Source organism: Pseudomonas entomophila, assembly GCF_029193575.1.
In the GTDB taxonomy this organism is placed as follows: domain Bacteria; phylum Pseudomonadota; class Gammaproteobacteria; order Pseudomonadales; family Pseudomonadaceae; genus Aquipseudomonas; species Aquipseudomonas entomophila_G.
The window spans coordinates 144268-153641 of the sequence record NZ_JARGCS010000044.1 but is presented as its reverse complement, the minus strand read 5'-3'; the positions used below and the strand labels follow the sequence as shown (position 1 = coordinate 153641).

9 protein-coding genes are annotated in these 9374 nt (G+C 66.0%); 3 read left to right on the top strand and 6 right to left on the bottom strand.

The window, feature by feature from the left end; translation table 11 throughout:
• Window positions 1-33: 33 nt before the first annotated feature.
• Entirely contained in the window at window positions 34-969 is a 936-nt protein-coding gene (locus P0Y43_RS20890; protein WP_275639171.1) for an aspartyl/asparaginyl beta-hydroxylase domain-containing protein, read from the bottom strand.
• Between the two features lie 181 nt (window positions 970-1150).
• A complete protein-coding gene (cysK, locus tag P0Y43_RS20885; RefSeq protein WP_275639170.1) occupies window positions 1151-2125 on the bottom strand; it encodes a cysteine synthase A in 975 nt (324 codons plus the stop codon).
• 127 nt (window positions 2126-2252) lie between these two features.
• Between cysK and P0Y43_RS20880 the strand changes: the two genes are divergently transcribed.
• The 3 genes from P0Y43_RS20880 to P0Y43_RS20870 all read left to right on the top strand — a co-directional run bounded on the left by P0Y43_RS20880 (window position 2253) and on the right by P0Y43_RS20870 (window position 5506).
• On the top strand, window positions 2253-3326 hold the full coding sequence (locus P0Y43_RS20880) for a DUF748 domain-containing protein (RefSeq protein WP_275639169.1): 1074 nt from the start codon (window positions 2253-2255) through the stop codon (window positions 3324-3326).
• 145 nt (window positions 3327-3471) lie between these two features.
• Window positions 3472-4317, top strand: coding sequence for an AAA family ATPase (locus P0Y43_RS20875; protein WP_275639168.1), 846 nt, complete (start codon window positions 3472-3474; stop codon window positions 4315-4317).
• Between the two features lie 10 nt (window positions 4318-4327).
• Window positions 4328-5506: a vWA domain-containing protein gene (locus P0Y43_RS20870; protein ID WP_275639167.1), complete on the top strand. Its 1179-nt coding sequence runs from the start codon at window positions 4328-4330 to the stop codon at window positions 5504-5506.
• Between the two features lie 117 nt (window positions 5507-5623).
• Here P0Y43_RS20870 and P0Y43_RS20865 read toward each other — a convergent pair whose 3' ends face one another.
• Genes P0Y43_RS20865 through P0Y43_RS20850 form a run of 4 tightly spaced genes read right to left on the bottom strand, consistent with a single transcriptional unit; the run spans window position 5624 to window position 9305 of the window.
• Window positions 5624-6541 carry a biotin-dependent carboxyltransferase family protein gene (locus tag P0Y43_RS20865; protein ID WP_275639166.1) on the bottom strand — a complete coding sequence of 306 codons (918 nt, stop codon included), beginning with the start codon at window positions 6539-6541 and terminating at the stop codon, window positions 5624-5626.
• Complete coding sequence (gene pxpB / locus P0Y43_RS20860; protein WP_275639165.1) at window positions 6538-7233, bottom strand: 5-oxoprolinase subunit PxpB; 696 nt, start codon at window positions 7231-7233, stop codon at window positions 6538-6540. Before pxpB ends, P0Y43_RS20865 begins: the two co-directional genes overlap by 4 nt.
• A complete protein-coding gene (locus P0Y43_RS20855) occupies window positions 7230-8009 on the bottom strand; it encodes a 5-oxoprolinase subunit PxpA (RefSeq protein ID WP_275639164.1) in 780 nt (259 codons plus the stop codon). Before P0Y43_RS20855 ends, pxpB begins: the two co-directional genes overlap by 4 nt.
• Before the next feature lie 9 nt (window positions 8010-8018).
• Window positions 8019-9305: an MFS transporter gene (locus tag P0Y43_RS20850; protein ID WP_275639163.1), complete on the bottom strand. Its 1287-nt coding sequence runs from the start codon at window positions 9303-9305 to the stop codon at window positions 8019-8021.
• Window positions 9306-9374 lie beyond the last annotated feature (69 nt).

Below are 9374 nucleotides of genomic sequence, written 5' to 3'. Positions count from 1 at the left end.
AGCGGGCTTCGTCGGCGCAGACGCCGCGCGGCCTCAGAACAACCACTTGATCAACAGGTACGCCATCACCACCGCCAACACCGGCCGCAGCACACGGTAGGCCTTGGGGTTGGCCCGCTTGAACTGCTTCACGTGGGTGCTGATCCGGTTGCTGAAGCGCTTGCTCCAGGCATACGCCTGGTTGATCCCGCCCACGCGCTCGTCATCGGTGTTCTGCGGCGCCGTGGCGCGGCCGAGGAAGGCGCTGACCTTGCGGTTGATGCGGGTCATCAGCGGGCTGCTCAGTGGCCGCTCGATGTCGCAGAACAGGATCACCCGGGTCACGTCGGTCTCGTTCTTCACCCAGTGCACGTAGGTCTCGTCGAACATCACGTCCTCGCCGTCACGCCAGGCATACACCTCGCCGTCGACGTAGATGCGGCAGTTGTCCGAGTTCGGCGTGGACAGCCCCAGGTGATAGCGCAGGGAGCCGGCGAACGGGTCGCGGTGCGGGTTCAGGTGGCTGCCGCCAGGCAGCAAGGCGAACATCGCGCCTTTCACGTTGGGGATGCCGCTGACCAGCTCGACGGTCTTCGGGCACAGCGCCTCGGCCGACGGCAGCGGTTTGTCGTACCACTTCAGGTAGAAACGCTTCCAGCCCTTCTTGAAGAACGAGCCGAAGCCGGCGTCGTTGTCTTTCTCGGCGGCGCGGATGTAGCCCTCGTCGAACAGGCGCATGGCCTCCTCGCGGATCACCTGCCAGTTGTCCTTGAGCACGTCCAGTTCGGGGAAGCGCTGGCGGTCCAGGTAAGGCTTGGACGGCACGCCGGAGAACAGGTACATCAGGCTGTTGTAAGGGGCGAACAGCGCAGAATGGTTGACGAACTGGCGCAGTACCGGCAGGCGCGCCTTGCCGCGCAGGTGCACGAACAACACACTGCCAAAGAACACCAGCAGCACGCCGGCCTTGGCGAGGAAGGAAAAGGTCATGCAACACTCCTTTGAGGGGAAATCTGGCCATCCCCGGATAGCCGGACATGATAAACCCATCAGGAGCAGCTGCAAGCTGCGAGCGGCAAGCTTCATAGGCAAAGCCGCGACGCCTTGACCCGGATCAGCCCATCCCCACCCGCAGCTCGAAACTCGAAACTCGAAACTCGAAACTCGAAACTTACTGCTGGTTCTCCTGCTCGGTGAACAGGTCGGCGAACAGCATGCTCGACAGGTAGCGCTCGCCGGAGTCCGGCAGGATCACCACGATGGTCTTGCCCTGCATCTCCGGTTTCTCGGCCAGGCGAACCGCGGCCGCCATCGCCGCGCCACAGGAAATGCCACAGAGGATGCCCTCCTCCTGCATCAGGCGCAGGGCCATGGCCTTGGACTCGTCATCGGTGACCGTCTCGACCTGGTCGACCAGCGATAGGTCGAGGTTTTTCGGCACGAAGCCGGCGCCAATGCCCTGGATCTTGTGCTGGCTGGGCTTGAGTTCGTCACCGGCCAGGGTCTGGCTGATCAGCGGCGAGGCCACGGGCTCGACGGCCACCGAGAGGATCGACTTGCCCTGGGTCTGCTTGATGTAGCGCGACACACCGGTGATGGTGCCGCCCGTGCCGACGCCGGCCACCAGCACATCGACCGCGCCGTCGGTGTCGTTCCAGATCTCGGGCCCGGTGGTCTTCTCGTGGATCGCCGGGTTGGCCGGGTTGTCGAACTGGCCCGGCTGGTAGTACTTGGACGGGTCCGAGGCGACGATCTCGTTGGCCTTCTCGATGGCGCCCTTCATGCCCTTGGCGGGCTCGGTCAGCACCAGCTCAGCGCCCAGCGCCTTGAGCACCTTGCGCCGTTCCAGGCTCATCGACGCGGGCATGGTCAGCAGCAGCTTGTAGCCACGGGCGGCGGCGACGAACGCCAGGCCGATGCCAGTGTTGCCCGAGGTCGGCTCGACGATGGTCATGCCCGGCTTGAGCTTGCCGCTGCTTTCGGCGTCCCAGACCATGTTCGCGCCGATCCGGCACTTGACCGAATAGCCCGGGTTGCGCCCCTCGATCTTGGCCAGGATGGTCACCCCACGCGGGGCGAGGCGGTTGATCTGCACCAGCGGCGTATTGCCGATGGAATGGGCGTTGTCTGCGTAGATGCGGCTCATGGCAGCGGTCCTTGAACGGAGCGGGAAAGCTTCAAGGGTAAGCCTGCCCCGGGGGGCCGTAAAGCCCGTTCGAACCGACCGGCGCGCGCTGCGGTCAACCGCACATGCCGCCCGTGGAGAGCCTGTGATGAAAGCCCGCTACCGCTGGCCACTGGTCGCGCTGGGCAGCCTGCTGGCGCTGCTGGTGGCGCTGCACCTGGCGCTGCCCTACCTGGTGCGCGACTACCTGAACGACAAGCTCGCCGACATGGGCGAATACCGCGGCCAGGTCGCCGACGTGGACCTGGCCTGGTGGCGCGGCGCCTACCAGATCAACGGCCTGAAGATCGTCAAGGTCACCGGCAAGGTGCCCGTGCCACTGCTCGACGCGCCGTTGATCGACCTCTCGGTCAGTTGGCATTCGCTGTGGTACGACCAGGCGGTGGTCGCCGAAGTCGTCTTCGTCGAACCGGTGTTGAACTTCGTCGATAGCGCCAGCAAGCAGAACGCCCAGACCGGCCAGGGCACCGACTGGCGCCAGCAACTGGAAAAGCTCGTGCCCATCACCCTCGACGAAGTGCGCATCGACAACGGCACCCTGACCTTTCGCAACTTCACCTCCAAGCCCCCAGTCGACCTCAAGGCCAGCCAACTCCAGGCCAGCATCCGCAACCTGACCAACGTGCGCGATGAAAAGGGCCGGCGCGATGCCAGCTTCGAGGCCACCGCCCTGTTGCTGGGCGATGCCCGGGTGGAAAGCCGCGCCACCTTCGACCCGTTCAGCGACTTCGACGACTTCGAGTTCCGCCTGCGCGCCACCGGCATCCAGCTGCGCCGGCTCAACGACTTCGCCAGCGCCTACGGCAAGTTCGACTTCAATGCCGGCCATGGCGACCTGGTGATCGAGGCCCAGGCCGAACAGGGCCGGCTCAATGGCTACATCAAACCGCTGTTGCGCGATGTCGACGTGTTCAACTGGCAGCAGGATGTCCAGGACAAGGACAAAGGCTTCTTCCGTTCGGTCTGGGAAGCGCTGGTGGGGGCCAGCGAGACGGTGCTGAAGAACCAGCCGAAGAACCAGTTCGCCACCCGTGTGGAACTCAGCGGCAGCGTGCACCAGCAGGACATCAGTGCGTTCGAGGCGTTCTTGCAGATCCTGCGCAACGGCTTCGTGCAGGCGTTCAATGCACGCTACGAGCAACCTGCGCCCAATTCCGACTGAGGGCGGGGTGACGGACCATTCAGGGACTGAATGACCGGTCTGCGTTTCCAGCTGCCAGGGGGCGGGTTATAGTCGCTGACGACCTATAGATAATTGCTGCCAGTGCCCCGCGATAGGCCCGGCACTGCCCCCAGAGGATCGGTTCATGAAGTTCGAAGGCACCCGCGACTACGTCGCCACAGACGACCTCAAGCTCGCGGTCAACGCGGCGATCACCCTGGAACGCCCGCTGCTGGTCAAGGGCGAGCCCGGCACCGGCAAGACCATGCTCGCCGAGCAACTGGCCGCCTCGTTCGGCGCGCGCCTGATCACCTGGCACATCAAGTCCACCACCAAGGCCCACCAGGGCCTCTACGAGTACGACGCGGTCAGCCGCCTGCGCGACTCGCAACTGGGCGTGGACAAGGTCCACGACGTGCGCAACTACCTGAAGAAGGGCAAGCTCTGGGAAGCCTTCGAGGCCGAAGAGCGGGTCATCCTGCTGATCGACGAGATCGACAAGGCCGACATCGAGTTCCCCAACGACCTGCTGCAGGAACTCGACAAGATGGAGTTCTACGTCTACGAAATCGACGAGACCATCAAGGCCAAGCAGCGCCCGATCATCATCATCACCTCCAACAACGAGAAAGAGCTGCCCGACGCCTTCCTGCGCCGCTGCTTCTTCCACTACATCGCCTTCCCCGACCGCGAGACGCTGCAACGCATCGTCGACGTGCACTACCCGAACATCAAGCAGTCGCTGGTCAGCGAAGCGCTGGACGTGTTCTTCGACGTGCGCAAGGTGCCGGGCCTGAAGAAAAAGCCTTCCACCTCCGAACTGGTCGACTGGCTCAAGCTGCTGATGGCCGACAACATCGGCGAGGCGGTGCTGCGCGAGCGCGACCCGACCAAGGCCATCCCGCCACTGGCCGGGGCCCTGGTGAAGAACGAGCAGGACGTGCAACTGCTCGAGCGCCTGGCCTTCATGAGCCGGCGCGGTAACCGCTGAGGGGCTGGCCATGCTGCTCAACCTGTTCAACGAAATGCGCGCGGCCAAGGTGCCGGTGTCGGTGCGCGAACTGCTCGACCTGCTCAATGCCTTGCAGCAGCGCGTGGTGTTCGCCGACATGGACGAGTTCTACTACCTCGCCCGGGCCATCCTGGTGAAGGACGAGCGGCATTTCGACAAGTTCGACCGCGCCTTCTCCGCCTACTTCAAGGGCCTGGAGAACCTCGACCGGCACCTGGAGGCGCTGATTCCCGAGGACTGGCTGCGCAAGGAGTTCGAACGCTCGCTGAGCGACGAGGAACGCGCGCAGATCCAGTCGCTGGGCGGCCTCGACAAGCTGATCGAGGCATTCAAGAAACGCCTCGAGGAACAGAAGGAACGCCACGCCGGCGGCAACAAGTGGATCGGCACCGGCGGCACCAGCCCGTTCGGCTCCGGCGGCTTCAACCCCGAGGGCATCCGCGTCGGCGACGCTGGCAAGCGCCAGGGCAAGGCGGTGAAGGTATGGGACCAGCGCGAGTACAAGAACCTCGACGACCAGGTCGAGCTGGGCACGCGCAACATCAAGCTGGCCCTGCGCCGGCTGCGCAAGTTCGCCCGCGAAGGCGCCGCCGAGGAGCTGGACATCGACGGCACCATCGACCACACCGCGCGTGACGCCGGGCTGTTGAACATCCAGATGCGCCCGGAGCGGCGCAACACGGTCAAGCTGCTGTTGCTGTTCGACATCGGCGGCTCGATGGACGCCCACGTGAAGGTCTGCGAAGAGCTGTTCTCGGCCTGCAAGACCGAGTTCAAGCACCTGGAGTACTACTACTTCCACAACTTCGTCTACGAGTCGGTGTGGAAGAACAACCTGCGCCGCACCTCGGAGCGTTTCTCCACCTTCGACCTGCTGCACAAGTACGGCGATGACTACAAGGTGGTGTTCGTCGGCGACGCGGCCATGGCGCCCTACGAGATCACCCAGCCAGGTGGCAGCGTGGAGCATTGGAACGAAGAAGCGGGGTATGTGTGGATGCAGCGCTTCATGGAGAAGTTCAAGAAGCTCATCTGGATCAACCCGTACCCGAAGCAGACCTGGGACTACACGGCGTCGACGCACTTGGTGCGTGAGCTCGTGGAAGACCGGATGTTCCCGTTGACCTTGCAAGGGTTGGAAGACGGGATGCGCTACCTGTCCAAATAGCTTCGCGGCGCCTGTGCCGACCCTATCGCGGGGCAAGCCCGCTCCAGGCCCCCACCGTTCTCTGGTTCGGCAGGGTACCTGTAAGAGCGGGCTTGCCCCGCGATAGGGCCCGAAGGCTCACCCCCAACGCCGCAGATACCCCTGCTGCTCGCGCCACGCCTCGTCCTGCACCACCGCCCGGAACCGCACCGGCGCTCCGGGCATGCACTGCGCCAACTGCGCCAACGCCAACGGCGTCAACGCGCCGAGCCGCGGATAACCGCCAATGGTCTGGCGATCATTGAGCAGCACGATCGGCTGCCCATCCGGCGGCACCTGCACGGCCCCCAGTGGAATCCCCTCGGAAATCATCGGCGCGCCCTGGTACTGCAACTGCGGCCCCAGCAAACGGATGCCCATGCGGTCGGCGCGGCTGTCCAGCGCCCAGTCGCTGTTGAACGCCTCGAACAGGCTGGTGCCGCTGAAATAGCCGATCTGCGCCCCCATCACCAAATCCAGCAGCGGCTTGGCCGCATCCACCGGTCGCAGCGCCTCGGGCACCTCACGCACTGCCGGTGAAACGCCGCAGAAGCGCAGCAGGTCACCCTTGCCGAGCGCCTTGCCGCGTCCCTCGATGCCGCCCAGCTCCTCGCGCACCACCGTCGCGCAACTGCCCAGCACCGCTTCGCCGTGGAAGCCCCCCGGCGCCGCCAGGTAGGCACGAATGCCCTGGCGCGGCTGCTTGAAGGCCAGGCGCTGGCCCTTGCGCAGGGAGAAACTGCGCCACGGTGTAATGGGCTGATCGTCAACACGCGCGTCCAGGTCGGCGCCGGCCAGGGCCAGCACGCAATCGGCCTCGGCGACCACGCTGAAACCACCCAGCGCCACCTCGACCACCGGCGCGTCCAGGGCATTGCCCAGCAGCCAGTTGGCCCAACTCATCGCCACCCAGTCCAACGCGCCGCCCTGGGTCACGCCCAAGTGCCGCACGCCGAAGCGCCCGCCGTCCTGCAACAGGCACAACGCGCTGCTGGCCTCGATCCTCAACTGCGTCATGCCTGGGCCTCCAACGGGCTGTCGTCGCCGCCCAATGCCATGAATTCGCCGTGCGATACCGCCACGAAGCGCACCCGGTCACCCGGTTGCAGCAAGCTGTAGCCCTCGCGGTCGCGGTCGAACAGGCGCACCGGGGTGCGCCCGATCAGGTTCCAGCCGCCCGGCGACACCGCCGGATACGCGGCGGTCTGCCGCTCGGCGATGCCCACGCTGCCCGCCGCCACGCGCTTGCGCGGGGTGCTCAGGCGCGGTGTGGCCAGGCGTTCGTCCACCAGCCCCATGAAGCCGAAACCGGGGGCGAAGCCCAGGGCGAACACCGGGTACTCGCGCTCGCTGTGCAGGCGCACCACCTCGGCCTCGCTCAGGCCCTCGCGCGCGGCCAGCACTGGCAGCTCAGGGCCGACGCTGGCGTGGTACCACACCGGGATCTCATGCCGTCGGCCGCTGTTGCCGGCATCCGGCTGCAAGCCTTCCAAGGCTTGGCCGATGCGTGCACGGGCCTCGGCCGGAGGCAGGTTGGCCTGCACCATCAAGGTGGTGTAGGACGGCACCAGGTCCACCAGGTGCGCGCCGAACGCCTGGCTCAGGCGCTGGCTGGCGGCGAGGATCCACGGCATGTTGGCTTCGTCGATGGCCTCGAACAGGCGCACCATCAAGGTGTCGATCGCCACCACTTCGATGCGTGGGTTCATGCGTGCTCCAGGGCATCGAGCGCCTGACGGATCTCGCGCACCGCCGCCACCGAGCTTGCGTTGTCGCCGTGCACGCAGAGGGTGCTGGCCTGCAGGCGCACGGCGCTGCCGTCGTCGGCCACCAGCGCCTCGCCACGGGCCAGGCGCAGTGCTTGCTCCAGTACCTTGGCCGGCTCGTGGTGCACCGCATTCGGCAGGCGCCGCGACATCAGGTGGCCGCTGGCGGTGTAGCCACGGTCGGCGAAGGCCTCGAACCACAGCGGCACGCCGATTTCATCGCCCAGGGCACGGGCGGCGCTGTCGTCGGCGGTGGCCATGAGCATCAGCGGCAGGCTGGCGTCGTAGGCCGCCACCGCTTCGAGCACGGCGCGCAGCTTGAGCGGGTCGGCCATCATGTCGTTGTACAGCGCGCCGTGCGGCTTGACGTAGGCCACGCGACCGCCGAGCACCTTGCAGATGCCGTCCAGCGCGCCGATCTGGTAGTGCAGCAGGTCGCGGATCTCCTCGACGCTGCAGGCCATGGAGCGGCGGCCGAAGCCGACCAGGTCCGGGTAGGCCGGGTGCGCGCCGATGGTCACCCCGTGCTCCAGCGCCAAGGCCACGGTGCGGCGCATGGTGCCGGGGTCACCGGCGTGGTAGCCGCAGGCGATGTTGGCGCAATCGACGTGAGGCATCACCTCGGCATCCAGGCCCATGCGCCAGTTGCCGAAACTCTCGCCCATGTCGCAGTTGAGTAGCAGGCGTTTCACGGGGCGGACTCCTGTTTGACTGTTCATGTGCCTACCTTACCGTGCCTGGAGTTCTTTGCCGCGGGTTTCCGGCAGGCTCAACGCCGCCAGGATCACCACGCCGTAGGACACCGCGGCGAACGCGCCGATGCCCAGGCCCAGCGACACCTTCTGGCTGAGCAGGCCGATCAGCAGCGGGAACAGCGCGGCGATGGCGCGGCCGATGTTGTAGCAGAAGCCCTGCCCCGAGCCGCGGATGCGGGTGGGGAACAGCTCGGTGAGGAACGACCCCATGCCGCTGAAGATGCCCGAGGCGAAGAAGCCCAGCGGGAAGCCCAGCCACAGCATCACGCCATTGCTGACCTGCATCTGCGTATACAGCAGCACGATCACGAACGAGCCCACGGCGAACAGCACGAAGTTCTTCTTGCGGCCCAGCAGGTCGGTCAGGTACGCGCTGATCACGTAGCCGACATAGGAGCCGACGATGACCATCGCCAGGTAGCCGCCGGTGCCCAGCACACTCAGGCCACGCTCGTTCTTCAGGAAGGTCGGCAGCCACGAAGTGATGGCGTAGTAGCCGCCCAGGGCGCCGGTGGTCAGCAGCGAGGCGCGCAGGGTGGTCCACAGCATGCCCGGGGCGAAGATCTCGTAGAAGTGCGACGGCGCCTCGGCCTGCTCGACCTTCTTGGCCTCGCGGTACACCTCCGGGTCCTTGACCAGGCGGCGCACGAAGATCACGAACAGCGCCGGCAGCAGCCCCAACAGGAACAGCGCGCGCCAGGCGTGCTCAGGCGGCAGCAGCGAGAACAGCAGCGCGTAGAGGATCGCCGTCAGGCCCCAGCCGATGGCCCAGCCCGACTGCACCATGCCCACCGCCTTGCCGCGGTCCTGGGCGCGGATCACCTCGCCGATCAGCACCGCGCCGGCGGTCCACTCGCCGCCGAAGCCAAAGCCCATCAGGGTCCGGGCGATCAGCAGTTGTTCGTAGTTCTGGGCGAAGCCGCAGAGGAAGGTGAAGAAGGCGAACCACAGCACGGTCAACTGCAAGGTGCGCACCCGGCCGATGCGGTCGGAGAGAATGCCGGCGATCCAGCCGCCGAGGGCGGAGGCGATCAGCGTGCTGGTGTGGATCAGCCCCGCCTCGGTGGTGCTGATGCCCCACAGGGCGATCAGGGTGGGGATCACGAAGCTCAGCATCTGGGTGTCCATGCCGTCCAGGCCGTAGCCGATCTTGCAGCTCCAGAAGGTGCGTCGTTGCTGGGTGTCGATGTCGCGGTACCAGGCGAAGGGGCCGCTCGAAGAACGGGCGGGTGCCTGCTGCTGAACGCCGGTCGGGTTCATGGTTGCCTCGGCTTGTTGGTATTGTTTTACGGACGACGCTTGGCGTCGTGGCCTGGGCGACATTGTTCA

Excerpts from the sequence above, each read along its gene's own strand:
- P0Y43_RS20870 (WP_275639167.1), top strand. The coding sequence starts at position 4,328 with ATGCTGCTCAACCTGTTCAACGAAATGCGCGCGGCCAAGGTGCCGGTG.
- cysK (WP_275639170.1), bottom strand. The coding sequence starts at position 2,125 with ATGAGCCGCATCTACGCAGACAACGCCCATTCCATCGGCAATACGCCG.
- P0Y43_RS20855 (WP_275639164.1), bottom strand. The coding sequence starts at position 8,009 with ATGAACAGTCAAACAGGAGTCCGCCCCGTGAAACGCCTGCTACTCAAC.
- pxpB (WP_275639165.1), bottom strand. The coding sequence starts at position 7,233 with ATGAACCCACGCATCGAAGTGGTGGCGATCGACACCTTGATGGTGCGC.
- P0Y43_RS20875 (WP_275639168.1), top strand. The coding sequence starts at position 3,472 with ATGAAGTTCGAAGGCACCCGCGACTACGTCGCCACAGACGACCTCAAG.
- P0Y43_RS20890 (WP_275639171.1), bottom strand. The coding sequence starts at position 969 with ATGACCTTTTCCTTCCTCGCCAAGGCCGGCGTGCTGCTGGTGTTCTTT.
- P0Y43_RS20865 (WP_275639166.1), bottom strand. The coding sequence starts at position 6,541 with ATGACGCAGTTGAGGATCGAGGCCAGCAGCGCGTTGTGCCTGTTGCAG.
- P0Y43_RS20880 (WP_275639169.1), top strand. The coding sequence starts at position 2,253 with ATGAAAGCCCGCTACCGCTGGCCACTGGTCGCGCTGGGCAGCCTGCTG.
- P0Y43_RS20850 (WP_275639163.1), bottom strand. The coding sequence starts at position 9,305 with ATGAACCCGACCGGCGTTCAGCAGCAGGCACCCGCCCGTTCTTCGAGC.